Annotated in this window: 21 protein-coding genes and 1 tRNA gene; 20 read left to right on the forward strand and 2 right to left on the reverse strand. The window is 40.5% G+C overall.

The window, feature by feature from the left end; genetic code table 11:
- The first annotated feature begins 63 nt into the window (after positions 1-63).
- The 20 genes from mraZ to FCR2A7T_RS07765 all read left to right on the forward strand — a co-directional run bounded on the left by mraZ (position 64) and on the right by FCR2A7T_RS07765 (position 24,027).
- A complete protein-coding gene (gene mraZ / locus FCR2A7T_RS07670) occupies positions 64-534 on the forward strand; it encodes a division/cell wall cluster transcriptional repressor MraZ (RefSeq protein WP_035117776.1) in 471 nt (156 codons plus the stop codon).
- Entirely contained in the window at positions 509-1,417 is a 909-nt protein-coding gene (gene rsmH / locus FCR2A7T_RS07675; protein WP_035117778.1) for a 16S rRNA (cytosine(1402)-N(4))-methyltransferase RsmH, read from the forward strand. Before mraZ ends, rsmH begins: the two co-directional genes overlap by 26 nt.
- A gap of 3 nt (positions 1,418-1,420) precedes the next feature.
- Entirely contained in the window at positions 1,421-1,765 is a 345-nt protein-coding gene (locus tag FCR2A7T_RS07680) for an FtsL-like putative cell division protein (RefSeq protein WP_035117779.1), read from the forward strand.
- Positions 1,756-3,753: a penicillin-binding transpeptidase domain-containing protein gene (locus tag FCR2A7T_RS07685; RefSeq protein ID WP_023570711.1), complete on the forward strand. Its 1,998-nt coding sequence runs from the start codon at positions 1,756-1,758 to the stop codon at positions 3,751-3,753. The genes FCR2A7T_RS07680 and FCR2A7T_RS07685 overlap by 10 nt, the downstream gene beginning before the upstream one ends.
- Positions 3,753-5,213 (forward strand): UDP-N-acetylmuramoyl-L-alanyl-D-glutamate--2,6-diaminopimelate ligase, encoded by a 1,461-nt coding sequence (locus FCR2A7T_RS07690; protein ID WP_117614392.1) that lies wholly within the window; start codon positions 3,753-3,755, stop codon positions 5,211-5,213. Before FCR2A7T_RS07685 ends, FCR2A7T_RS07690 begins: the two co-directional genes overlap by 1 nt.
- Before the next feature lie 3 nt (positions 5,214-5,216).
- Positions 5,217-6,440: a phospho-N-acetylmuramoyl-pentapeptide-transferase gene (gene mraY / locus FCR2A7T_RS07695; protein WP_023570713.1), complete on the forward strand. Its 1,224-nt coding sequence runs from the start codon at positions 5,217-5,219 to the stop codon at positions 6,438-6,440.
- A gap of 1 nt (position 6,441) precedes the next feature.
- Entirely contained in the window at positions 6,442-7,773 is a 1,332-nt protein-coding gene (gene murD, locus FCR2A7T_RS07700; protein ID WP_023570714.1) for a UDP-N-acetylmuramoyl-L-alanine--D-glutamate ligase, read from the forward strand.
- A 66-nt stretch (positions 7,774-7,839) separates the two neighbouring features.
- Positions 7,840-9,189 (forward strand): FtsW/RodA/SpoVE family cell cycle protein, encoded by a 1,350-nt coding sequence (locus tag FCR2A7T_RS07705; RefSeq protein ID WP_023570715.1) that lies wholly within the window; start codon positions 7,840-7,842, stop codon positions 9,187-9,189.
- Positions 9,190-9,300: 111 nt separating this feature from the next.
- A complete protein-coding gene (gene murG, locus FCR2A7T_RS07710) occupies positions 9,301-10,395 on the forward strand; it encodes an undecaprenyldiphospho-muramoylpentapeptide beta-N-acetylglucosaminyltransferase (RefSeq protein ID WP_023570716.1) in 1,095 nt (364 codons plus the stop codon).
- Between the two features lie 70 nt (positions 10,396-10,465).
- Positions 10,466-11,821, forward strand: a complete 1,356-nt coding sequence (gene murC, locus FCR2A7T_RS07715; protein WP_023570717.1) for a UDP-N-acetylmuramate--L-alanine ligase — start codon at positions 10,466-10,468, stop codon at positions 11,819-11,821.
- Positions 11,808-12,530 carry a cell division protein FtsQ/DivIB gene (locus FCR2A7T_RS07720; RefSeq protein ID WP_035117783.1) on the forward strand — a complete coding sequence of 241 codons (723 nt, stop codon included), beginning with the start codon at positions 11,808-11,810 and terminating at the stop codon, positions 12,528-12,530. The genes murC and FCR2A7T_RS07720 overlap by 14 nt, the downstream gene beginning before the upstream one ends.
- Positions 12,531-12,536: 6 nt before the next feature.
- Positions 12,537-13,931, forward strand: a complete 1,395-nt coding sequence (gene ftsA / locus FCR2A7T_RS07725) for a cell division protein FtsA (protein WP_023570718.1) — start codon at positions 12,537-12,539, stop codon at positions 13,929-13,931.
- Between the two features lie 12 nt (positions 13,932-13,943).
- Positions 13,944-15,917, forward strand: coding sequence for a cell division protein FtsZ (ftsZ, locus tag FCR2A7T_RS07730; RefSeq protein WP_023570719.1), 1,974 nt, complete (start codon positions 13,944-13,946; stop codon positions 15,915-15,917).
- Between the two features lie 228 nt (positions 15,918-16,145).
- The gene (locus FCR2A7T_RS07735; RefSeq protein ID WP_023570721.1) at positions 16,146-16,595 is read left to right on the forward strand and encodes a GatB/YqeY domain-containing protein; all 450 of its coding nucleotides are present in this window, start codon (positions 16,146-16,148) and stop codon (positions 16,593-16,595) included.
- Positions 16,596-16,665: 70 nt separating this feature from the next.
- Positions 16,666-16,739: transfer RNA gene (locus tag FCR2A7T_RS07740), tRNA-Arg, on the forward strand.
- A 418-nt stretch (positions 16,740-17,157) separates the two neighbouring features.
- Positions 17,158-17,958 carry a zinc-dependent peptidase gene (locus tag FCR2A7T_RS07745; RefSeq protein ID WP_023570722.1) on the forward strand — a complete coding sequence of 267 codons (801 nt, stop codon included), beginning with the start codon at positions 17,158-17,160 and terminating at the stop codon, positions 17,956-17,958.
- A gap of 103 nt (positions 17,959-18,061) precedes the next feature.
- Complete coding sequence (locus tag FCR2A7T_RS07750) at positions 18,062-19,126, forward strand: efflux RND transporter periplasmic adaptor subunit (RefSeq protein ID WP_023570723.1); 1,065 nt, start codon at positions 18,062-18,064, stop codon at positions 19,124-19,126.
- A 6-nt stretch (positions 19,127-19,132) separates the two neighbouring features.
- On the forward strand, positions 19,133-22,222 hold the full coding sequence (locus FCR2A7T_RS07755) for an efflux RND transporter permease subunit (protein WP_023570724.1): 3,090 nt from the start codon (positions 19,133-19,135) through the stop codon (positions 22,220-22,222).
- 13 nt (positions 22,223-22,235) lie between these two features.
- Complete coding sequence (locus tag FCR2A7T_RS07760) at positions 22,236-23,531, forward strand: TolC family protein (RefSeq protein ID WP_023570725.1); 1,296 nt, start codon at positions 22,236-22,238, stop codon at positions 23,529-23,531.
- 73 nt (positions 23,532-23,604) lie between these two features.
- Positions 23,605-24,027 carry a CBS domain-containing protein gene (locus FCR2A7T_RS07765; protein WP_035117788.1) on the forward strand — a complete coding sequence of 141 codons (423 nt, stop codon included), beginning with the start codon at positions 23,605-23,607 and terminating at the stop codon, positions 24,025-24,027.
- Between the two features lie 35 nt (positions 24,028-24,062).
- Here FCR2A7T_RS07765 and rpe read toward each other — a convergent pair whose 3' ends face one another.
- The gene (rpe, locus tag FCR2A7T_RS07770) at positions 24,063-24,728 is read right to left on the reverse strand and encodes a ribulose-phosphate 3-epimerase (RefSeq protein WP_023570727.1); all 666 of its coding nucleotides are present in this window, start codon (positions 24,726-24,728) and stop codon (positions 24,063-24,065) included.
- Between the two features lie 263 nt (positions 24,729-24,991).
- Positions 24,992-25,513: sigma-70 family RNA polymerase sigma factor (locus FCR2A7T_RS07775; RefSeq protein WP_035117854.1), on the reverse strand; the 522-nt coding region annotated here is incomplete at its 5' end.

Raw genomic sequence — 25,513 nt, forward strand, 5'->3', positions numbered from 1 at the left:
TGTGGTAAAATGTGGTAAAAAAATCTGTACTTTTGCTATAAATCATTTCAAAAAAGGATTCAATTGTCGAACATAATCGGGACATACGAGTGTAAAATCGATGCAAAAGGGAGGCTGATGGTGCCTGCGCCGCTGAAGAAGCAATTGCCTTCTTTGGGGGATGGTTTTGTATTGAAACGCTCTGTTTTTGATAAATGTGTGGAGCTTTGGCCAAAATCGGAATGGGATATGATGATGTTGAAAATCAATGGCTTGAATCGTTTTGTAAAAAAAAATAATGATTTTATTCGAAAGTTTATGGCAGGCGTGAAGATGGTGGAGATTGATGATGCGGGCCGACTTTTAATCACGAAAGATTTGATTGATTTTGCCGGAATTTCAAAAGATTTGGTGTTGACTTCCAAAGTGAACATCATTGAAATCTGGGATAAAGATTTGTATGAACAATCCATTTCGGGTGATGATATGGATTTTGCGGATTTAGCGGAAGAAGTAATGGGTAATTTAAATGGCGATGGAAATGGAATATCATAATCCGGTTTTGCTGAAAGAAACGGTGGATGGTTTGGATATCAAGCCGGACGGAATTTATGTGGATGTAACTTTTGGCGGTGGCGGACATTCCAGGGAAATCATGCGTCGTTTGGGGCCAAACGGAAGGTTGTTTGCGTTCGATCAGGACACAGATGCCTTGGCGAATGCAATCGATGACGAGCGATTTACCTTAATTAATGAGAATTTCAGATACATCAAACGCTTTTTACGTTTCTACGGCGTGAAAGAAGTCGATGGAATTTTGGGTGATTTAGGAGTTTCTTCGCATCAGTTTGATGTGGCCGAACGTGGTTTTTCAACCCGTTTTGATGCCGAGTTGGATATGCGTATGAATCAGAACGATGCCATCAGTGCTTATAATGTTGTGAATGAATATGAGGAAAGTGAATTGCGAAGAATTTTTGCTGACTACGGTGAATTGACAACGGCAAAAGGATTGGCGTATGCTATCGTTCAGGCAAGAGCAGAACATCCGATTAAAAATACAGAGCAATTAAAACAGGTGTTGAGTCGGTTTTTGCCAGCACACAAAAGCAATAAAATATTAGCACAAATCTATCAAGCTATCCGAATCGAAGTGAATCAGGAAATGGAAGTACTGAAAGAGTTTTTAGAACAATCGCTTGAAGTTTTAAAACCGGGCGGTCGTTTGAGTGTGATTTCTTATCATTCCTTGGAAGACCGATTGGTGAAGCGTTTCATGAAAAACGGTTTGTTTGAAGGGGAACCGGAGCGTGATTTCTTCGGAAGATTTGAAGTGCCGTTCAAATTAATCGGTAAAATGATTGTGCCAACGGATGAGGAAATTAAAATAAACAGTCGTGCTCGAAGTGCCAAATTGCGAATCGCAGAAAAGAAATAAACGATGAAGGGCGGAGTATACAGCTTGCTGAAAGCAAAATTTCTAATCGACGACGATGCACTTAAAAACTGGAAATTCATAGTGTTTCTGATTTTATTGGCAATGGTTATGATTGGAAATTCACACCGTTACGAACAAAAAAATTACAGAATTACAGAGCTAACCAATGAGGTAAAGGAATTGCGTTCGGAATTTGTTGACCGTCGTTCGGAACTCATGGAACTCAAAATGGAATCGACCATTTCAAGACAAATGGAGCCTTACGGAATAGTACCATCGTCGGTTCCGCCACAAAAAATAAAAGTTAAAGAAGAGGAAAGCAGTATTCTGAAAAAGATATGGCAGTAGAAAATAAAAATATTTCATACAGAATTTATTTGGTAGCCTTCGCGATTTTCGTGATGGCTATTTTCGTTGCTGTAAAACTGACCAACATTCAGTGGGTGGAAGGCGAATATTACCGAAAATTGGCTAAGGAACGAACCGTGAAAAATTTCGTGATTCCCGCCAATAAAGGGAATGTGTATTCTGCTGACGGCAGTTTGCTGGCCACTTCGATTCCAAATTACACCATTCGTTTTGATGCTGTCGCGCCCAAAGCGGAAAACTTTGATAAAAACATAAAAGGACTGGCAGATTCGCTTTCGGTGATGCTGGGAAAACCTTCCGGATACTATCAGCGTGAATTGAAAACGGCACGAAATCACAAAAACCGTTACTATTTAATTGCCCGAAAATTGAGCTATACGCAATACATGCGGATGAAAACGTTTCCGCTTTTCAATTTAGGGGCCAATAAAGGCGGAATGATTACCGAACAAAAAACGGTACGCGAGCATCCTATCGGGAAAATTGCCGAAAGAACTATCGGTTACGAACGTTTCGATGAAAACGGAAAAGGAACCCGCGTTGGAATTGAAGGGGCGTTTGGCGAATACATCAACGGGAAAGACGGAAAGCGTCTGATGCAGAAAATTGCCAAAAACCAATGGAAACCCATTAGTGATAACAACGAAATTGAACCTCGTGACGGCTATGATATCATTTCCACAATCGATGTTTACATTCAGGATATTGCCCATCATGCCTTATTAAAACAACTAGAATATTACCAGGCAGATCACGGATGTGTAGTGGTAATGGAAACCAAAACCGGCGAAGTGAAAGCGATTTCCAATTTGGGGCGCGCTGAAAGCGGAAGCTATTATGAAACCATCAATTATGCTGTGGCCGAATCCCATGAACCGGGTTCTACCTTTAAATTGGTCGATCTGATTGCGCTTTTGGATGATGAAAAAGTTGATACCAGTAAAGTATACGATTCTAAAGGCGGGGATATTACCTATAGAAACAGACACGTTCGCGATTCGCATAAAGGAGGTTACGGTAAAATTTCGTTGGCGCGTGGTTTTGAAGTTTCATCCAACACGATTTTGGTTCAGGCGATATACGAAAATTACAAAGACAATCCGGAACAATTTGTAAACCGATTGAATACTATGGGTTTGAACAAACCTTTGGGTTTGCCGTTTAAAGGAGAAGGGATTCCGAGAATTCCACAGCCAAGTGAAAAATCGTGGTCGGCGATTTCCTTGCCGTGGATGGCTTTCGGATATGGAGTTTCCATGACGCCTCTACAAACGCTGACCTTGTATAATGCCGTTGCTAATAACGGAGAAATGGTAAAACCAAAATTTGTTCGTGAAATCAAAGAGTGGAACAAAACCATTAAAAAATTCGATAAGGAAGTCATTAATCCGAAAATCTGTTCCGATGAAGCTTTGGCTAAAATTAAAGCGATTTTAGGAAATGTTGTGAAAAAAGGAACCGGTTCGAAATTGTATTCGAAAGATTTTTCCATGGCGGGTAAAACAGGAACAGCTCAGGTAGATTATCATAAGGGCGATGGTAAAATGTATTACGCATCCTCATTTGTGGGATTCTTTCCGGCCGATGAACCAAAGTATTCCTGCGTAGTGGTGGTTCATAAACCCAATGTGGCTGCTGGATATTACGGAGCAGATGTAGCGGGTCCGGTTTTCAAAAGAATTGCACAGAAAATCTTCACCGATGTGCCGTCCACCAACGAAATCAAAACGTTAAACGTAAAAATCAAGCATCAGGAAAAAAACTATGCGGAGTATTACAATAAAGTACAAAAGAAAGAAAGTGTTGTTCCCAATGTAAAAGGAATGTCCGGGATGGATGCCATTGCGTTGCTGGAAAATTTCGGAATGAAAGTGAAAGTTGTAGGTGTTGGAAAAGTAAAACAACAATCGATTCAGCCGGGACAACGATTTAACAGAAATCAAATCATAACCATCGAATTATCGTGATGATTTTAAAAGACATATTATATAAAGTAGCGATTGAAGCGGTAAAAGGTTCAACGGATATCGAAGTGAATAAAATCGAATTCGATTCGAGAAAAATTGTTTCGGATGATGTTTTCGTAGCCATAAAAGGAACGGTTTCCGACGGTCATGATTTCATTGAAAAGGCGATCAATCTTGGGGCAACCGTAATCATCTGTGAAACTTTGCCAAACCTTATCGTGGAAGGAATTACCTATGTTCAGGTAAAAGATACCAGTGCGGCGATGGCATTTATGGCAGCTAATTTCTACGGAAATCCGTCGGCTAATTTAAAATTGGTTGGCGTAACCGGAACAAATGGCAAAACCACAATCGCATCGCTTTTATATCAGTTGTTTAAAAATGCAGGATTCAAAGTAGGTTTGCTTTCTACGGTTAAAATTCTGGTAGACGATAAAGAGTACAAAGCAACACATACGACTCCGGATTCGTTAACGATAAATCATTTTCTGAATGAAATGGCGGAAGAAGGTTGCGAATATTGTTTCATGGAAGTGAGCTCGCACGGAATTCATCAGAAAAGAACCGAAGGGCTGCATTTCGTAGGCGGAATTTTTACGAACCTGTCACACGATCATTTGGACTATCATGAAACGTTTGCCGAATACCGTGATGTAAAAAAATCGTTCTTCGATAATTTACCGAAAACGGCTTTTGCGCTTTCAAATATAGACGATAAAAACGGAGCGGTAATGCTTCAGAATACCAAAGCTAAAAAACTGACATATGCCTTAAAATCGTATGCCGATTACCGCGCACAGATTTTAGAAAACCAATTGTCAGGCTTGTTGCTTAAAATTAACGATCAGGAAGTTTGGGTTCGTTTAATCGGTTCGTTTAATGCTTATAATTTATTGGCAATTTACGGAACGGCGATTCAGTTAGGATTGGAAAATCTGGAAGTACTCCGCTTGTTAAGTCAGTTGGAAAGTGTTTCGGGACGTTTTCAGTTTATTGTTTCCGAGTCGAATATTACAGCGATTGTGGATTATGCACACACGCCGGATGCTTTGGAAAACGTATTGAAAACGATAGAAGATATCCGTACCAAAAACGAACAGTTGATTACTGTTGTAGGTTGTGGTGGGGATCGTGATACTACGAAAAGACCTATCATGGCAGGAATTGCTTCGGAACTAAGTGATAAAGCTATTTTTACTTCTGATAATCCAAGAAGCGAGGATCCGGAAGCAATTATTTCCGAAATGGAAAAAGGCGTGGAACCACAGAATTATAAAAAAACAATTTCGATTGTCGACAGAAAGCAGGCCATCAAAACGGCGTGTCAGTTGGCGCAAAGCGGCGATATTATCCTGATTGCAGGAAAAGGACACGAAACGTATCAGGAAATTCAGGGCGTTCGCCACGATTTCGACGATATGAAAATTGTAAAAGAACTATTAGACCAATTAAACAAATAAGATATGCTGTATTATTTCTTTCAATATTTAGACAAAACTTTGGATGTTCCGGGAACGGGGGTATTTCAGTATATCACCTTTCGTTCGGGATTGGCTATTATTTTGTCACTGATGATTTCCACTATTTTCGGAAAACGAATCATCAATTATTTAAGAAGACAGCAAATCGGTGAAACGGTTCGCGAACTGGGTCTGGAAGGGCAAACCCAAAAAGCGGGAACGCCAACTATGGGTGGTTTGATCATTATTTTTTCGACTTTGATTCCTGTATTGTTATTGGCAAAGTTGGATAATATTTACATCATCCTTTTGATTGTTACAACACTTTGGATGGGAACCATTGGTTTTATCGACGATTATATCAAGATTTTCAAAAAAGACAAAGAAGGTTTAAAAGGAAAATTCAAAGTAATTGGTCAGGTTGGATTGGGAATTATTGTAGGTTCAGTTTTGTACTTCCATCCGGGGGTGACGGTGCGTACCGATACTTCCACGTCTGATATTTTTAAACCGGCAACGACTATTTCGGCAGTAGCCAAAGAAGAGAAATCGACGGCAACGACCATTCCGTTTTTTAAGAATAACGAGTTTGATTATGCTGAAATTTTAGCATGGACTGGTGATAACTACAAAGATTACGCCTGGTTGATTTTCATACCGATGGTGATTTTTATCATCACGGCCGTTTCCAATGGCGCCAATTTAACAGATGGTATCGATGGTCTGGCAGCAGGAACATCGGCCATATCGGTGCTTACGCTCGGTATTTTTGCGTTCGTTTCGGGGAATATCATTTTTTCAAATTACCTGAACATCATGTACATCCCCAATTCGGGAGAAATGACGGTCTATATCGCTGCTTTCGTTGGATCGCTCATCGGTTTCCTTTGGTATAATACCTATCCGGCAACCGTTTTTATGGGCGATACGGGAAGTTTAACCATTGGCGGAATTATCGCGGTATTAGCCATTGCAGTGCGAAAAGAATTATTGATTCCGGTGCTGTGCGGGATTTTCTTAGCTGAAAATTTATCGGTTGTGCTTCAGGTTTCGTATTTCAAATACACAAAAAAGAAATTTGGTGAAGGCCGACGTATTTTCCTGATGTCACCATTACACCATCATTATCAGAAAAAAGGCTATCACGAGAGTAAAATCGTAACCCGATTCTGGATTGTAGCTATATTATTAGCGATTTTTTCACTGGTTTCCTTAAAACTGAGATAATATGAGATTAGTGGTCTTAGGTGGAGGAGAAAGCGGAGTAGGTACCGCCATCCTCGGAAAGAAAAAAGGGTATGAGGTTTTTGTCTCGGATTACGGAGAAATCAAAAACAATTATAAAGAAGTGCTGATTCTGAATCAGATTCCGTGGGAAGAAAAGCAACACACGGAAGCACTGATTTTAAACGCAGATGTGGTGATGAAAAGTCCCGGAATTCCGGATAAGTCCAACATCGTGAAGCAACTCAAAAAAAACAACGTTCCTATTATTTCTGAAATCGAATTTGCAAGTCAGTTTAACGACTTTGTAACCATCGGAATCACCGGAAGTAACGGTAAAACCACCACCACAATGTTAACGCATCATTTGCTCAAACAAGGCGGAATGAATGTGGGGATTGCCGGAAACATCGGAAAAAGTTACGCCTGGCAGATTGCTGAAAACAAGTTCGAAGCCTATGTCTTGGAATTGAGCAGTTTTCAGTTGGACGGAATTGAAAGTTTCCGCCCACATATTGCGGTAATGACAAACATCAGTCCGGATCATTTGGATCGTTACAATTATGATTACGATTTGTACATCGCAGCCAAATTCCGAATTACGAAAAATCAAACGGAAGACGATTATTTTATTTATGATGATGATGATGAGGCAATAGTAAAATGGTTGTCCGAAAATGAAATAAAAGCCAAAAAAATTCCTTTTTCATTGGTTAAAAAATTAGAAGAAGGTGCTTACGCAGACGAAGAAAATATAACAACACACATTAATAACGACGAATTTATCATGCCAATCAACGAACTAGCTTTAGAAGGAAAACACAATGTAAAAAACGCAATGGCTGCTACCACCGTGGCACAGTTAATGCGTATCCGTAAAGAAACGATCCGTGAAAGTTTGTCGAATTTTCAGGGGGTAGAGCATCGTTTGGAAAAAGTGTTGAAAATTCAGAATGTGCAGTACATCAATGATTCAAAAGCAACGAATGTTAACGCAACTTTTTTTGCTTTGGATAGCATGAATACCCCAACAATCTGGATTGTGGGCGGTGTTGATAAAGGAAACGATTACGCCGAATTAATGCCGTTGGTTCGTGAAAAAGTAAAAGGAATCATTTGTTTGGGGGTTGACAATTCCAAAATCATGAAAGCTTTCGAAGATGTGGTAGATGTTATGATTGAAACCACAAGTATGACCGATGCAGTGAAAATTGCACAACGTATGGCCGAAAAAGGCGATACGGTTTTGTTATCACCGGCTTGTGCAAGTTTCGATTTGTTCGAAAACTACGAAGACCGTGGCAAGCAATTTAAAAATGCAGTGCAAAACTTATAATAAGGAATAAACTATACTTGGAAACTCAGTGCCTTAGCGCCTCAGTAACTTAGCAACTTAAAAGAAATGAAAGAACTAATTGGTAAACTTAAAGGAGACAGAGGGATTTGGGCATTTGTAGCCCTCTTGTCGCTATTTTCCTTTATGCCGGTTTTTAGTGCCAGTACCAATTTGGTGTATGTGGTGGGAAAAGGTTCTACGATTGGTTATTTGTTTAAGCATTTGGTGCATGTTTTTGTGGGGTTCTGTTTTATTTATTTTGTCCACCGAACGCCGTACCATTATTTCAAGGCCTTCTCCTGGTGGCTGATGCCGGTGGTGATTGTCTTGTTAGGCTTTACCATGCTTCAGGGAACTACAATTGGAGGCGCCAATGCGAGTCGTTGGTTGACGATTCCGTTTGTGGGGGTTTCATTTCAGCCTTCTGCTTTTGCGTTCATTATCATGATGGTATATGTTGCGCGGTACCTGTCTAAAATCGAAGAAAAAGAATATACATTTAAATCGTCATTAATTGAACTTTGGGCGCCGGTTTTCGGAATAATTGGCTTAATTTTGCCGGCCAATTTTTCCACTGCAGCCCTAATGTTTTCAATGGTTTGTATGTTGGTTTTTGTAGGGAAATACCGTTTGCAGTATCTCTTTACGATTATTGGAATGGGGATTGCCGCATTGTTGATGTTTGTTTTAGTGGCAAAGGCCTTTCCGGATAACAAACTGACCAGTCGTGTAAACACCTGGATGAGCCGTATCGAGCGTTTCAGTTCGGACGAAGAGAATGAAGACGATTATCAGATTGAAAAAGCGAAAATTGCGATTGCTTCCGGAAAAATATACGGATTAGGTCCCGGTAAAAGTGTTCAGAAGAACTTCTTGCCGCAATCGTCTTCCGATTTTATCTACGCGATTATCGTAGAAGAATACGGTTTATTGGGCGGATTTGCCATCATGGGATTGTACCTGTTGCTGTTCTTCCGTTTCCTGATAACCTCGCACAAAGCCCCAACCTTGTTTGGTAAATTGTTGATTGTCGGACTCGGTTTTCCGATAATCTTCCAGGCATTCACCAATATGGGTGTGGCGGTGGAGTTGTTGCCTACGACAGGACAAACGTTGCCGTTAATCAGTAGCGGTGGAACTTCGATTTGGATGACGTGTATTGCGATTGGAATCATTTTAAGTGTAACGAAGAAGGAAGAAGAAATTGCTCAGATTGAAGCCGAAGCGAAATTGAGAGATGAGGCTTTACAACGTATCATCGATCGTGAAGTGGCACTCGAAACCGAAAGCGAAAGTAAAAGTGAAAATGAAATTGATGCGATAATTGAAAGAGCCAAAGCGTCTGAGAAAGAAGGAAATTATTCGATTGAAGACCACACGGACAATCCGATGAATGCAGTTTTGAATAAGAAATAGAAGCAAGAAATAAGAGAATAGAATATAGAGAATAGAATATAGAGAATAGAAAACTTAGCGACAAAGAAAACTAAGAAACTCAGCAGCTAAGTGACTAAGTAACTAAAAAAAATGAAAAACAATCCAAAATTCATAATCAGCGGAGGAGGAACCGGAGGGCACATTTACCCGGCGGTGGCCATTGCGAACGAGTTGAAAAACCGTTTTCCAAATGCCGATATCCTTTTTGTGGGCGCCAAGGACAAAATGGAGATGCAGAAAGTGCCTCAGGCCGGTTACCCGATTAAAGGATTGTGGATTGCGGGGATTCAGCGAAAACTAACGTTGCAAAACGCGATGTTTCCGTTGAAACTGATTTCAAGTTTAACCAAATCATTTGGAATTCTGAAAAGTTTTAAACCGGATGTAGTGGTGGGAACCGGAGGTTTTGCCAGCGGAGCGGTTTTAAAAGTGGCTTCCATGATGGGGATTCCAACGGTTATTCAGGAGCAAAATTCCTATCCCGGAATTACCAATAAATTATTGAGTAAAAAAGCCAACAAAATCTGTGTGGCCTATGAAAATTTAGAGCGCTTCTTCCCGAAAGAAAACATGATTCTAACCGGCAATCCGGTGCGTCAGGATCTGATTTCGGTAAGCGAAAAACGAAGTGAGGCAATTGCGCATTTCAAATTGGATGCTTCTAAAAAAACGCTGTTGGTTTTAGGAGGGAGTCTGGGTGCAAGAAGAATCAACCAGTTGCTTGCAAAAGAATTGGATTTCTTACTATCGCAAAACATTCAGATTATCTGGCAATGCGGAAAACTGTATTTCGAAGAATACAAACATTTCTCGGAAAAAGAAAATGTTCAGGTGCTTTCGTTTATTGACAGAATGGATTTGGTGTACGCTGCTGCAGATTTTGTAATCTCCCGTTCCGGAGCGTCTTCGGTTTCCGAATTGTGCATCGTCGGGAAACCGGTAATCTTCATTCCGTCACCTAATGTGGCCGAAGATCACCAAACCAAAAATGCAAAAGCAATCGTCGATAAAAACGGTGCGATTTTGCTAAAAGAATCAGAATTAGATGCTCGGTTTGAAACTGTTTTTCAGCAGTTAATTATCAATGAAGAACATCAAAAACAATTGAGTACCAACATAAAACAATTGGCTTTGCCCAACGCAACAAAACAAATCGTTGACGAAATCGTAAAGTTGATCAGATAGCAGAAAGTTAAATTATCATAGAAATAAACTCAGTCACTTAGCAACTTAGTCACTCAGTAACTCAAAAAAAATGAACCTAAACCAAATACAAAACGTCTATTTCATCGGAATCGGAGGCATCGGAATGAGTGCCTTAGCGCGGTATTTCAAATTCATCGGAAAAAATGTGGCGGGTTACGATAAAACGCACACGCATTTAACGGGGGAATTGGAGGAAAGCGGTATTGCGATTCATTTTGAAGACGACGTGAAGCTGATTGGTCAGGAGTATTTAAATAAGGAAAATACATTGGTGGTTATTACGCCTGCAGTTCCGAAGCAGCATGCCGAGTGGAATTATTTCCTTGATAACGGCTTCGTGGTAAAAAAACGTGCCGAGGTTTTAGGAATCATCACTAAAGATACCTTCTGTTTTGCAGTAGCGGGAACGCATGGAAAAACAACGACTTCAAGTATTTTAGGGCATGTGTTGTATGAAAGCGGTGCCGATGTAACTGCTTTTTTAGGCGGTATTGTGGAAAATTACAATTCGAATTTAATCGGAAGCGGAAAAACCGTTACGGTAGTGGAAGCCGACGAATTCGACCGTTCGTTTTTACACCTTCATCCGAATATTGCTTGTGTAACGTCCATGGATGCCGATCATTTAGATATCTACGGCGATGCTACGGCAATTGAAGCTTCGTTTGTGGAATTCGCGAATAAAGTCGAAGATAAGAAGCATCTTTTTATCAACAACGGTTTGCCGTTAGAAGCGATAACGGTTGGAGTGGAAGACGGTTCCGATTTTGAGGCAAGAAACATAAGAATAGAAAACGGTTGGTATGTTTTCGACGTAAAAACACCAACAGAAGAAATAAAGGATTTACAATTTGGCCTACCGGGCAGACATAATCTGACCAATGCTCTGTTAGCTTTGGCGATGGCGCGTACTTTCGGCACCCCGACCGAGGACATTGCCAAGGCTTTTTTAACGTTCAAAGGCGTACGTCGTCGTTTTTCGTTTCAGATCCGAAAACCGGAGTTTGTGTATATCGATGATTATGCACACCATCCGACGGAAATCAACGCGGTGCATCAGGCAGTTCGTGAATTGTATCCGGGGAAAAAAGTATTGGCGGTTTTTCAGCCGCATTTGTTCAGCAGAACCAAAGATTTTGCCGATGATTTTGCCAAAAGTTTATCGCAATTTGATGAAGTAATGTTGTTGGATATTTATCCGGCCCGTGAATTACCGCTGGAAGGGATAACATCACAATGGTTGTTGGATAAAATGAAAAATGACCATAAAAAACTGGTCCAGAAAGAAGAATTGGTTTCATTGATGAAAGCTTCTGATGCTCAGGTTGTTGTGACAATCGGTGCAGGCGATCTTGGTGAAATGGTTCCGGATATTAAAAGAGCGTTGGAAGATGAAGAAAATTAAATGGACAGACGTTCGATTGGTGCTCATGTTGGGTGTGCTGATTTTTTTGTATTCATTCTCTTCAAAACGAAATGAAAACCGAAAATTAGTCAAAACCGAAGTGCAGTTTGCCGGTGAAAACACGCCGTTCGTCACCGATGAAATGGTTAATAACTTGTTAATACAAAATTTTAACGGGGTTACGAGCATTCGAAAAGATAAATTAGATTTGAATAGATTAGAGCGCGAACTCGATAATCATGAAATGATTGCCGATGCACAGGTTTACGCTACTGTTGACGGAACTCTAAAAGCACTCGTAACGCAAAAGACCCCAATCGCTAGAGTGAGTAACGAAAGTAGTTCTTATTACATTGACTATGAAGGAAATAAAATGCCTTTGTCGGACAATTTTTCCGCAAGAGTGCCGCTTGTTGTTGGGGAAATAAACGATGAAAACAGAAAAGATTTGACCGTGGTTTTTCAGAAAATCCACGACGATGATTTTTTGAAAAAGAACATTACCGGAGCTAAAATTCTGGAGTCGGGAAGTCTGTTGATGACGAACAGGAATTACGATTATGAGATTCTTTTCGGCAAACCGATAAATGTTGACAAGAAGTTTAACAATTACAAAGCTTTTTTTCAACACGCAATGAAAGACACCTTGATAGGCGAATATAAAATGATTAATCTGAAGTTTACACAACAGGTTGTGTGCACCAAATAGGAGAATATGGAAAAAGAAAGTATTGCAGTAGGATTAGACATCGGAACAACGAAAATAGTTGCGATGATTGGCAAGAAAAATGAGTACGGGAAGTTAGAGATTTTAGGCGTTGGAAAATCCAAAAGCCTTGGTGTGGCTCGTGGTGTTGTAAATAATATTACACAAACCATCCAATCGATTCAGCAGGCTATTGTAGAGGCTGAAGCCGATTCAGGATACAAAATCAATGATGTGGTGGTAGGTATTGCCGGCCAGCACATTCGCAGTATTCAGCACAGCGATTACATCAGTCGTGCGAATGCAGAAGAAGTTATTGGTGATGCGGATATCGATTTGCTGATCAATCAGGTACACAAATTGGCCATGTTGCCGGGTGAAGAAATCATTCACGTATTGCCGCAGGAATTTAAAATTGACGGTGAATCGGAAATTAAAGAACCTATCGGAATGTACGGCGGCCGTTTGGAAGCCAGTTTTCACGTTGTGGTAGGGCAGGCGTCTTCCATTAGAAATGTGGGAAGATGTATCAAAAGTGCCGGATTGGATTTGTCGGGATTGACGTTGGAACCGTTAGCGTCTGCGGATGCCGTTTTAAGTCAGGAAGAAAAAGAAGCCGGAGTAGCGTTAATCGATATCGGTGGCGGAACTACGGATTTGGCGATTTTCAAAGACGGTATCATTCGCCACACTGCAGTGGTTCCTTTCGGAGGAAACGTAATTACGGATGACATCAAAGAAGGCTGTTCGATTATCGAAAAGCAGGCCGAATTGTTAAAAGTGAAATTCGGATCGGCTTGGCCGGGCGAAAATAAAGATAACGAAATTGTTTCAATCCCAGGATTGAGAGGTCGTGAGCCTAAAGAGATTTCGTTGAAAAACCTTTCGAAAATTATTCACGCGCGAGTAGTGGAAATTATTGAGCAGGTTTTTGCAGAAATTAAAGCCTACGGACATGAAGATCCACGTAAAAAATTAATTGCCGGAATTGTATTAACCGGAGGTGGTGCACAATTGCAACATATCAAACAATTGGTGGAATACATTACCGGAATGGATACCAGAATCGGGTACCCCAACGAACATTTGGCCGGGGATTCGGATGAAGAAATTTCAAGCCCGATGTATGCCACAGCGGTTGGTTTGGTAATGAACAGTATCCGCAACAATACCAAAAGCGCAACGCCTTTGGTGGAAATGAAAAAAGAAGAGCCTAAAATTGAAATCAGGCCTCAGGCTGTTGTTGAAGAACGTGTAGAAGAAGAGACGATACAGGAACAACCCAAAGCGGCGCCTGTAAAACAACCGGAAATGCAACACGAATCAACAGGTGATAAGATCAAGCGCGGCTTTTTCGATAAATATATTGACAGAATTAAAGAATTTTTAGATAACGCAGAATAAAACCGATACAGTATGGAAAGCAATTCAGATTTTGGAAGTATCTCATTTGATTTACCAAAAAACCAATCAAATGTAATTAAAGTTATTGGTGTAGGTGGAGGTGGTAGTAATGCCATCAATCACATGTTTAAACAAGGGATTAAAGGGGTGGACTTCATTGTTTGTAATACTGATTCTCAGGCATTGCAAAACAGTGCGGTACCTAATAAAATCCAGTTGGGCGTTAACTTAACGGAAGGTCTTGGAGCAGGAGCAAATCCTGAGGTAGGACAGCAATCCGCATTGGAAAGTATCGAAGAAATTGAAAAAATGTTGGATACCAATACTAAAATGGTATTCATCACTGCCGGTATGGGCGGAGGAACAGGCACAGGTGCTGCTCCAGTTATCGCACAATTGGCGAAAGAAAGAGATATTCTTACGGTAGGTATCGTTACCATTCCGTTCCAGTTTGAAGGAAAAGTGCGTCAGGACCAAGCGTTATCGGGTGTTGAACGACTTAGAAAGCAAGTGGATTCTTTAATCGTTATCAATAATAATAAATTAAGAGAAGTATATGGGAACCTTGGTTTTAAAGCCGGTTTCTCGAAAGCGGACGAGGTGTTGGCAACAGCTTCCAGAGGAATTGCAGAAGTAATTACACACCACTATACCCAAAATATCGATTTAAAAGATGCTAAAACGGTATTGTCTAACAGTGGAACGGCCATCATGGGATCGGCAACCGCTTCCGGTGAAAACCGTGCTAAAGATGCCATCATCAGTGCGTTGGATTCTCCGTTGTTGAACGATAATAAAATTACAGGCGCTAAAAACGTATTGTTGTTAATTGTTTCCGGTACGAATGAAATCACGATTGACGAAATCGGAGAAATCAACGACCACATCCAAACCGAAGCAGGTTTCAATGCCAACATTATTATGGGGGTTGGTGAAGACGAATCGTTAGGTGATGCAGTTGCAGTAACAATTATTGCTACAGGTTTCAACGTAGAGCAACAAGCCGAAATCGTTAATACCGAGCCTAAAAAAATCATTCATACTTTAGAAGGTGAACAAAAACTGGTTCAGGATTTATCCCACAAGCCAAGTGTTCCTGCTTTCGATTTTTCGATTCCTGCCGAACAGCCTAAAGCCGAGCCGGTAGTGGCTGAAGTAACTCCGATTGTTGAAGACAAAATCGTATTTACGCTGGAAGAGGAGGTTGAAGTAGTTGAAGTAAAAAAGCCCATAGCGGAAGTGGATTTAATTCCGACTTCTGAATTCATCAATAACCTGGATGTGTTCTTCGAAATCGTTTCTCCGGTAAAAGAAGAAGTGCAATTCGAAATCAAAGACGTCCGTGAAATCGAAGTGTTCGGTGCTGAAATCGTAAAAGCGGAAATCGAACCGGTTCAGGAACAAATCACGTTCTCTTTTGATTTAACAAACGGCGGTGTTTCCACCAACGACGACAGAAGAGTTTTCGATTTGTCCAATGAAACCAAAGAAATGTTCGTAAACGAGCCGGTACAGGTAGTTCCGGTAACCGAAGTGAACCAATCGGGCGTAATCCGTTATTCTTTGGATGATTATATGGAAAAAGAAAACGAATTGGTGGCGGCTTCAAAACCGGTTGTGGAAGAAGTGAAAGAAGAACCAATTGCGGCCGAATTAAACTTCACCATGAAAAGAACCGAAGAAGCTCCGGCAGCAACTCAAACCCAATTCGACGATATTTCTCCGGTAGAAATGACCATCGAAGAAACCTTAAGAATGCGTGCCGATGAGCGTAAAAGAAAAATGAAAGAGTTCAACTACAAATTCAACAACAGCGCATCCCGCGTGAACGAATTGGAAAGAGAACCTGCTTATAAAAGAATGGGAGTAGATTTAAACGCTGCTTCTGTGGATAACAGCAAATCCCGCATGTCTTTGGGAATGGACAGTAACGACGACATTCAGTTGCGTTCCAACAATTCCTTCCTGCACGATAATGTGGATTAACTAACCCTTTTTGAGAAAACCTTTAACCCGAAGCCGTAATGTTTCGGGTTATTTTTTTATCTTCGCAGTGCAAAAACGAAAAAAGGTTGGAGCGAATGGTTAGGGATTTATCAGCCAGCCATTTTCCCGCTTTCTGTTCTACTTCGTGCCACTGCAATCGGGGCTAGGAGGGAAGCCATTTGAATTTTTGCGAACGAAAAAAACAACTAACATAATAAAATAAACAATATGAGCTTATCAACACAAATCATGGACGAGATGAAAACCGCCATGAAAGCCAAAGATACTGTTGCTTTAGAAGCGTTGCGTGCTATAAAATCAGAATTATTATTAGCGCAAACCGCATCCGGTTCCAAAGAAGAAATCTCGGAAGCAGAAGAGATCAAATTGTTACAACGATTGGTAAAAATGCGTAAAGACAGCGCCGGGATTTTCACGGCACAAAACCGTCCGGATTTAGCAGAACCGGAATTGGCACAAATCGCTGTAATCGAGAAGTTTTTACCGGCACAATTATCCGAAGCGGAAGTGGAAGTAATCGTGGCACAAATCATTGCAGAAACCGGAGCTTCCAGTATTGCAGATATGGGCAAAGTAATGGGGTTAGCCAGCACTAAACTGGGAGGAACCGCTGAAGGGAAAACCATTTCGACTATCGTTAAAAAATTATTAGTATAAAATAAAGAGAATAGAAAAAAGAATATAGATGGTACCGTCTTTGTTCTTTTCTCTATTCTCTAAAAAAAATGGCCTCGTAGTTCAACTGGATAGAATATCAGATTTCGGCTCTGAGGGTTGGGGGTTCGAACCCCTCCGAGGTCACGAATAAATAATGAAGTGCAAAAAAAATGCCAAGCTTGCTTGAGCATTTTTTTTTGCACTTCTTTGTTTTCAAAGCGGAGCTTTGTAGGGGAAGACGAAGTCAACCCCTCTCGTGTTAGGAATGTCCAAGCTCGCTTGAGCATTTTTTTTGCACTTCTTTATTTTCAAAGCGGAGCTTTGTAGGGGAAGACGAAGTCAACCCCTCCGAGGCACCAAGGCATAAAAGCAGGACGCAAAAGTAAAATCTCTTTTACTTTTGCGTCTTTTTATTCATAGCCAATACATTCCTTGTTTTTGAATAAACCGCAAAACTTGTTTTTAAGTTTTTTTTGTTTTATTTTTATTTCGGAGCATGTTTTTTTGCCTGAGATGTAACTCCTTAAAAGAATGCTTTTGCCCAATCCGTAAACGATAACATTTGGAAGACTTTTTATTTATTATTGTAGTTGTTGTTTTAATCGGATTGCTCTTTTTCAGGGTTTTCGAGCTGGGCTACATCGCTTTTTACAATAAGCCGCTCTATGTTCATTTTTATCTTTTCCCTAAAAGACTCAACAGGGCACAACGAAATATCCTCAAGAAAGATTTTGTTTTTTATCAGAAACTCCGACGCAAAGAAAGAAAGTATTTCGAATACCGCGTAGCCGATTTTATTGCCGAATACGAATTTGTCGGGAAAGAAAATCTTATAGTCACCGGTGAAATGAAAGTCTTAATCGCCGCCACCTCCACAATGCTGACTTTCGGCATGAAAAATTACCTCTACGATGTTTTTGAGCGTATCATTATCTATCCGCAGGAATATTATTCAACTGTTAACGAAGTCTATCACAAAGGAGAGTTCAATCCAAGGGTGAAATCGCTCGTTTTTTCCTGGAAGGATTTTCAGGAAGGATTTCAAATTAACAACAACAACCATAATCTGGGACTGCACGAATTTGCACATGCACTGAATTTTCAAGCCATGAAAAGCAGTAATTCCAGTATGCTTATTTTTTCGGACATGTTCAAGGAAATTATGCAAGATATTCATCATCCGCCCAATGCCAAACGTTTGGTGGAATCGGAATTTTTCAGGATTTATGCCTACACCAATAAGTTTGAATTTTTGGCTGTTGTTTTGGAGCATTTCTTTGAAACTCCGGAGCGGTTTAAGCAGGAATTTCCAGAGCTGTACCACAAGGTGGAATTGATGATTAACTTCAAAGAAGGGCGCTAAAATTTTGTTAAAAACCACCTTAAAAATTCCCTAAGGGACAGATAAGAAGTAGCTTTGTTTTAACTGAATATTTTTATAGTTTTAAACCTACTATCTTAATTGTATGAAATTCAAATACATAATTTATTTATTGTTGGCTGTTGTTTTGGGAGGGATGATTTTCTACCGAATATCCGAAAACAAACAAAATACCGATGGCGGCAAAGGAAAAGGTCCGGGAGGTGATAAAAAGCCAGCAAAAGTTACCGGTATTATTCTAAAACCTCAGGTTTTCTCGGATAACCTTTCACTATCCGGTTCTATTGATGCCAATGAACAGGTTGAAATCCGAAGCGAAGTTTCTGGAATTGTGGAAGATATCAATTTTCAGGAAGGAACTATTGTCATTAAAGGACAGCAGCTTTTCAAGATCAACGATTTAGAACTTCGAGCACAGCTTTCACAAGCGAAAACCAAACAAACGTTGGCTTCCGAAAACGAACGAAGAGCCCGATTGTTACTTCAGAAAGAAGCCATCAGTCAGGAAGAATACGATATCGCCAGTGCCGATTTCCGTTCCGCAAAAGCACAAACCCAATTGATACAGGCGCAAATTGCTAAAACTTCCGTTAAGGCACCTTTCTCAGGAAAAATAGGCTTGCGTTCTATCTCTAAAGGAACTTACGTAACGCCAACTACCGTAATTGCTAATTTAGTCAACACAAGTCAGGTGAAGATTACCTTTTCCATACCGGAAAAATATGCCACTCAAATGAAAGTGAATACGATGCTTTCTTTCACGGTTGCCGGAACAAAAGAACAGTTTTTGGCTAAAATTTACGCCATCGAACCGGGAATTGAAGTGGCTACCCGAACGTTGAAAATGCGCGCGCTGGCTCAAAATCCGGACGGTAAACTAATTCCGGGAACGTTTGCCAACGTAGCCTTGCCTCTGGAAAAAATTAACGATGCCTTATTGGTGCCAACCGAAGCGTTAATTCCGGTACAAAACGGTAAAAAAGTATTTGTGTCGGTAAACGGAAAAGCCAAAGAAATTATGGTAGAAACCGGGGCGCGAACCGATAAAGATGTTTTAGTGTTATCAGGATTGAAACCCGGAGATACGGTTTTAACCAGCGGTGTAATGACCTTAAAAGACGATTCACCGGTTAAAGTAACCTTAAAGTAAGCTAGTATGAGTTTATCCACTTTAAGTATAAAAAGACCGGTTTTAACCATAGTGATGAACCTGATGTTAATCCTTTTCGGAGTCATCGGGTACACTTTTTTGGGTGTTCGTGAATTCCCGTCTATCGATCCGGCACAAATTTCAGTGCAAACGAATTATGCCGGTGCGAACGCTGATATTATCGAGTCGCAAATCACCGAGCCGCTTGAAAAAGCGGTAAATTCCATTGACGGTATCCGAAACATAACCTCTTCGAGCAGTCAGGGAAGAAGTAATATTACCATTGAATTCAATCTGGATAAGAATCTCGAAGAAGCCGCGAACGATGTTCGCGATAAAGTATCGCAGGCGGTTCGGAGTTTGCCGCAAGACATTGATGCTCCGCCGGTAGTTTCCAAAGCCGATGCCGATTCGGAACCGATTATTACGATGACGGTTCAGAGTGATACTAAAAATGTTTTGGAACTTACGGATTATGCGGATAATGTACTTTCACAACGCCTGCAAACCATTCCGGGCGTGAGTAGCGTACAGATTTGGGGCCAACGAAAATATGCCATGCGTTTGTGGATTGATCCGGTGCGCTTGGCGTCTTACGGTTGTACAGTTTCAGAAGTTCGCGAAGCCTTAAACAAGCAGAATGTAGAATTGCCTTCCGGAAAATTAACGGGTGCAAATACCGAATTGACGGTGAAAACCATCGGAAATATTTCTACCGAAGAAGGTTTTAATGACATCATCATTAAAGCTGAAGGCGATAAAATCGTGCGGTTCAGTGATGTGGGGAAAGCTTCGTTGGAAGCAGAAAATCTTGAAACAAAACTTTCCGATTCGGGACAACCGATGGTAGGGATGGCGATTATTCCGCAACCCGGAACCAATTATCTGGATATTGCCGAAAAGTTCTACGAACAGTACGATCAGTTAAAAAAGGATTTGCCTAAAGATTTTAAACTGAATATCGCGATTGATAACACCGTTTTCGTTAAGAAAGCCGTTTTAGAAGTAGCGGAAACACTATTGTTGTCCATCATTTTAGTGGTCTTGATTATCTATGTTTTTTTCAGGGATTGGGCCATCGCGTTCCGTCCGTTGATTGATATTCCGGTTTCATTAATTGCCACGTTTTTCATTATGTATCTGTGCGGATTTTCCGTGAACGTATTGACCTTGTTGGCGATTGTTCTGGCAACCGGATTAGTAGTGGATGACGGAATCGTGGTAACCGAAAACATCTTCAAAAAAGTAGAAGAAGGCATGACGCCGATTGAAGCGGCCATAAAAGGATCAAATGAGATTTTCTTTGCGGTAATTTCAATTTCCGTTACGCTGGCGGCTGTGTTCTTACCGGTAATCTTTCTGGAAGGTTTCGTAGGACGATTGTTCCGTGAATTTGGAGTGGTGATTGGTGCTGCGGTATTGATTTCGGCTTTTGTGTCGTTAACGCTTACGCCGATGCTAAATGCCTACCTCATGAAAGGCGGTGAACAGAAAAAATCAAAAATTTATGAAGTAACCGAACCGTATTTTCAAAAAATGAATTCTTCTTATGCGGAAGCTTTGGAAGGATTCATGAAACGAAAATGGCTGAGCTTTCCAATTCTAATCGGTTGTATGGGATTGATTTATTTATTCTTCAGTACGCTTCCCAAAGAAACGGCACCTTATGACGACCGAAGTTTTATCGGAGTGAATGTAACTGCACCGGAAGGCGCTTCGTATGATTATATGGATCGTTTTATGGCAGATTTGACGGAGTTAATCAACGATTCGATTCCGGAGAAAAAAGTGAGTTTGATTATTACGTCGCCCGGTTTCGGTGCTTCTTCGGTAAACTCAGGTAGAGCGCGAATTGCTTTGGTACAGCCGGATGAAAGAAAGCGTTCTCAAAAAGAAATTGCCGAAGGTTTAACAAAATGGACCAAGCAATATTCGGAAGCGAAAGTATCGGTATCGGAATCGCCAACGATTGCTGTAAACCGAAGAGGTGGATTGCCGATTCAGTTCGTAATTCAGGCGCCGAACTTCAAAAAACTGGAAGAAAAAATTCCGCTCTTCATGGACGAAGTAGCTAAAGATCCAACTTTTTCCAATACCGATGTGAATCTGAAATTCAACAAACCGGAAGTATATGTAACCATAGACAGGGAAAAAGCGCAAAGTTTGGGCGTTTCCATTATTGATGTGGCGCAAACGCTTCAGCTTTCTTTGAGCGGACAGCGTTTCGGGTATTTTATGATGAACGGAAAACAATATCAGGTGATGGGGCAATTCGACAAAAAGGACCGAAACGCACCGATGGATCTGACGTCTATTTTCGTTAAAAGTACTTCTGGAGAGCTCATTCAGCTGGATAATCTGGTAACTATTGAAGAGAAAAGCAGTCCGCCGCAATTGTATCATAATAACCGTTATATGGCCGCTACGGTTTCTGCCGGATTGGCGCCCGGGAAAAGTATCAGTGACGGAATCGAAGCAATGGAACGCGTTAAGAAAAAAGTATTGGACGATAGTTTTACCACCGATTTGAGTGGCGAATCCCGCGATTTTGTGGAAAGTAGTTCGAATACATCATTCGCCTTCGGATTGGCTTTGTTGTTGATTTTCCTGATTTTAGCGGCCCAATTTGAAAGTTTTATCGATCCGTTCATCATTATTTTAACGGTTCCGATGGCGGTTGCCGGAGCGTTGTTTTCTTTATGGTTGTTCGGTCAGACGTGGAATATCTTTAGTCAGATCGGAACCATTATGTTGATTGGTCTGGTAACGAAAAACGGTATTCTGATTGTCGAATTTGCCAACCAGTTACGCGAGCAGGGAAAAACGAAATATCAGGCGATTATCGAAGCTTCCGAATCCCGTTTACGTCCGATATTAATGACCAGTTTAGCAATTGCTTTGGGTGCGTTGCCGATTGCGATGTCATTGGGCGCTGCTTCTACGAGTAGAATAGGGATGGGAGTGGTAATCGTTGGCGGAACTTTGTTTTCATTGTTGTTGACATTGTTCGTAATTCCGGCCATTTATTTAATGTGGTCACGAGAGAAAAAACACCGTCCTGAATTTGACAATATAAAAGACTATGAAAAGGAATAAAACTATAAAAAGAATGCTGTTTCAGATCCTGATGCTGGCTGTTTTTTTTACATCGGCTCAGGCACAGGAAATTCTGACGGTTGATGAAGCAGTTCAGATAGCCCTTAAAAATAATTACGATATTAAAATTGCTTCTAACGATTCGGAAGTGAGTAAAACCAATAAGAGTATCGCTAACGCCGGTATGTTGCCTAAAATCGACGCTACATTAACGCAGAGCAATACCATTCAGAATACAAAGCAAACACAAGCTACCGGAGAAGTTCGGGAGTTAGAGAATGCCAAAAATAACAGTTTGGTTTACGGAGTGAATTTAGGATGGACTGTTTTTGACGGTTTTAAGATGTTTGCCCGATACGATCAGTTGAAATCGCTTGAAAAACAAGGTGAAGTTCAATTGAAAATGACGGTTTTGACGAAAGTCAGCGATGTAATGACGACTTATTACGATTTGGTACAGCAACAGCAATTGCTAAAAGCGCTGGATACTACCATTGTGATTTCGAAACAGCGACTGAAAACGGCTGAGAATCGTTTTACTATCGGGAAAGCATCCAAATTGGAAGTGTTGAATGCTCAGGTGGATTTAAATACCGATTTTTCGAATTTACTGAAACAGAAAGAGGTTTTTGAAACCACAAAAATTCGTTTGAACGAGTTTTTGGCCCGCGATGTTGCTACTGATTTTAAAGTTGTGGAAACGGTTGCGGTTGATGATACGCTGAAACTTGTGGATTTGAACGCTTTGGTGGAAAAGCAAAATCCACAATTGCAATTGGCACTGATAAATAAAACCGTAACCGAATTGGAATTAAAACAGGTACGGGCGAACCGATATCCGACAGTAAAACTGAATACCGGTTATAATTTTAACCGATCCGAATCGAGTTTGGGGTTTGTTTCTCAATCGGCTGCCCGAGGTTTGAATTATGGGGTTTCGGCTTCGGTGAATGTTTTTAATGGATTTCTTCAGAACCGAAATGAAAAAATTGCAAAGCTTCAGGTGGAAAATGCGACACTCGCTATCGAGCAGCAGAAACAAACAATCAGTTCACAGTTGGCTTCCCTGTTTCAGACGTATCTCACCAATGTTGAGTTGGCTAAACTGGAAGAAAGTAATGAAGCGATTGCTAAGCGAAATCTGGAAATTACTCTGGATAAATTTAAAATCGGAACCATTCCTACAATTGAATTCCGAAATGCGCAGCAAAACTATGTTAACGCCATTGCCCGAAACAGCAGTGCTAAATTTCAGGCAAAAATTTCAGAGGTTATGTTAAATGAAATAACAGGAAATATCAAGTTTTAGTTTTACCTGATATTTGTCAGTTGTTTTGTAACTTTATAGTGGTAATTTTATTCATAATCAATACATTACGGCTATGAAACAACATGTTAACGTGTCTACCATAATGACACAAAATGTAGTAAAATTAAATATTACAGATGATTTGACAAAAGCGGAAAGTTTGTTTAAACAACATAAAATTCGCCATATTCCGGTAGTGAACGGGAATAAGATTTTAGGGATATTGAGTTATGGCGATTTGCTTAGGATTTCTTTTGTGGATGCCGTGGATGATGAAGATGAAGTAGTGGACGTAACGGTTTATAATATGTTTACTGTAGAACAAGTCATGAGCAAACACTTGGTTACGGTCGCGCCCGAGACAACTATTAAAGAAACCGCGGAAATATTGGCTTCGAAAGAGTTTCATGCGTTGCCGGTATGCAAAGGTGATTTGTTGGTGGGAATAGTAACAACAACCGATTTGATTCGGTACCTGTTAAAACAATACGATTAAAAAAAGGCGCTGTAATCAGCGCCTTTTTTAGTTTTTTATAATGTGGTGATTTGTTTTAAATGGGCAACCGTTGCAATAGGGTTTTCGGCTTTAAAAACATAGCTTCCTGCTACCAGAACATCGGCGCCGGCTTCGGCCAACTGTCGGGCGTTTTTATTGGTTACACCACCGTCTATTTCTATAAGCGTAGAAGCTCCGTTGCGAACAATCATTTCTTTTAATTGTTTTACTTTTTTATAGGTATTTTCAATAAAAGACTGTCCGCCAAAACCTGGGTTTACACTCATGATGCAAACCAAATCAATATCGTTGATTACATCTTCCAAAAGCGCAACATTGGTATGAGGATTTAAAGCTACTCCGGCTTTCATCCCTTCAGCTTTAATTGCCTGTAAAGTACGGTGTAGATGCGTGCAGGCTTCATAATGCACGGTTAGGATATCGGAACCTAAATCTTTAAACGTTTTGATGTAACGGTCAGGATCGACAATCATCAAATGTACGTCGATGGTTTTTTTTGCATGTTTGTTGATGGCTTCCAATACCGGCATCCCGAAAGAAATATTCGGCACAAATACGCCGTCCATAATGTCGATGTGAAACCAATCAGCCTCACTTTGGTTGATCATTTCGATATCGCGTTGTAAATTGGCGAAATCTGCCGCAAGCACTGATGGTGCTATTAGGGTTTGTTTACTCATGGGTATTAATGTTGTGTTGTTTTTGCAAAGATACTATAAAAAGCAAAACTCCGGAAACCCGAGCGTTCTAACGCGAACTGACTGGAGTTTTGATTCATAAAAAGCAAAACTCCGGTAATCAGCCGGAGTTTCAATCATCAATCAAAAAACGAACAGTTATTGAAACTGTTGTTGCTTTCAATATTTTTATAGGAATGTGTAAATTTTCGGTTGTAAAGTTATAATAAACAATTGAATTTACAACTTTTTAACGATTTTTCCAACTATCCTAAGTAAGTCTTAAGAATTTTGCTTCTTGAAGTATGTTTCAATCTTCGGATGGCTTTCTCTTTAATCTGACGTACACGCTCACGAGTTAAGTCAAAAGTTTCGCCGATTTCTTCCAATGTCATCGGGTGTTGGTCGCCTAAACCGAAGTATAAACGTACTACATCCGCTTCTCTTGGAGTTAAGGTTTCCAAGGCTCTTTCGATTTCCGTACGTAGTGATTCGTGAATCAATTCTCTGTCCGGATTTGGTGATTCTCCTGAACGTAAAACGTCGTATAAGTTGGAATCTTCACCTTCCACAAGCGGTGCATCCATCGATAAATGACGACCGGAGTTTTTCATACTCTCTTTTACGTCATTCACGGTCATGTCCAATTCTTGTGCAATTTCTTCTGCTGAAGGAGCGCGCTCGTTAGATTGCTCTAACAAAGCATACATTTTGTTAATTTTATTAATCGAACCAATTTTATTCAATGGTAAACGAACAATACGTGACTGTTCGGCCAATGCCTGAAG

It is taken from the genome of Flavobacterium cauense R2A-7 (assembly GCF_000498475.1).
In the GTDB taxonomy this organism is placed as follows: Bacteria; Bacteroidota; Bacteroidia; order Flavobacteriales; family Flavobacteriaceae; genus Flavobacterium; species Flavobacterium cauense.

Coding starts and splice junctions, on each gene's coding strand:
- ftsA (WP_023570718.1), top strand. CDS start 12,537: ATGGAAAAAGAAAGTATTGCAGTAGGATTAGACATCGGAACAACGAAA.
- FCR2A7T_RS07720 (WP_035117783.1), top strand. CDS start 11,808: ATGAAGAAAATTAAATGGACAGACGTTCGATTGGTGCTCATGTTGGGT.
- rsmH (WP_035117778.1), top strand. CDS start 509: ATGGCGATGGAAATGGAATATCATAATCCGGTTTTGCTGAAAGAAACG.
- rpe (WP_023570727.1), bottom strand. CDS start 24,728: ATGAGTAAACAAACCCTAATAGCACCATCAGTGCTTGCGGCAGATTTC.
- FCR2A7T_RS07765 (WP_035117788.1), top strand. CDS start 23,605: ATGAAACAACATGTTAACGTGTCTACCATAATGACACAAAATGTAGTA.
- FCR2A7T_RS07690 (WP_117614392.1), top strand. CDS start 3,753: ATGATTTTAAAAGACATATTATATAAAGTAGCGATTGAAGCGGTAAAA.
- murD (WP_023570714.1), top strand. CDS start 6,442: ATGAGATTAGTGGTCTTAGGTGGAGGAGAAAGCGGAGTAGGTACCGCC.
- FCR2A7T_RS07735 (WP_023570721.1), top strand. CDS start 16,146: ATGAGCTTATCAACACAAATCATGGACGAGATGAAAACCGCCATGAAA.
- FCR2A7T_RS07705 (WP_023570715.1), top strand. CDS start 7,840: ATGAAAGAACTAATTGGTAAACTTAAAGGAGACAGAGGGATTTGGGCA.
- FCR2A7T_RS07755 (WP_023570724.1), top strand. CDS start 19,133: ATGAGTTTATCCACTTTAAGTATAAAAAGACCGGTTTTAACCATAGTG.
- mraY (WP_023570713.1), top strand. CDS start 5,217: ATGCTGTATTATTTCTTTCAATATTTAGACAAAACTTTGGATGTTCCG.
- FCR2A7T_RS07685 (WP_023570711.1), top strand. CDS start 1,756: ATGGCAGTAGAAAATAAAAATATTTCATACAGAATTTATTTGGTAGCC.
- FCR2A7T_RS07750 (WP_023570723.1), top strand. CDS start 18,062: ATGAAATTCAAATACATAATTTATTTATTGTTGGCTGTTGTTTTGGGA.
- FCR2A7T_RS07680 (WP_035117779.1), top strand. CDS start 1,421: ATGAAGGGCGGAGTATACAGCTTGCTGAAAGCAAAATTTCTAATCGAC.
- murC (WP_023570717.1), top strand. CDS start 10,466: ATGAACCTAAACCAAATACAAAACGTCTATTTCATCGGAATCGGAGGC.
- murG (WP_023570716.1), top strand. CDS start 9,301: ATGAAAAACAATCCAAAATTCATAATCAGCGGAGGAGGAACCGGAGGG.
- FCR2A7T_RS07760 (WP_023570725.1), top strand. CDS start 22,236: ATGCTGTTTCAGATCCTGATGCTGGCTGTTTTTTTTACATCGGCTCAG.
- ftsZ (WP_023570719.1), top strand. CDS start 13,944: ATGGAAAGCAATTCAGATTTTGGAAGTATCTCATTTGATTTACCAAAA.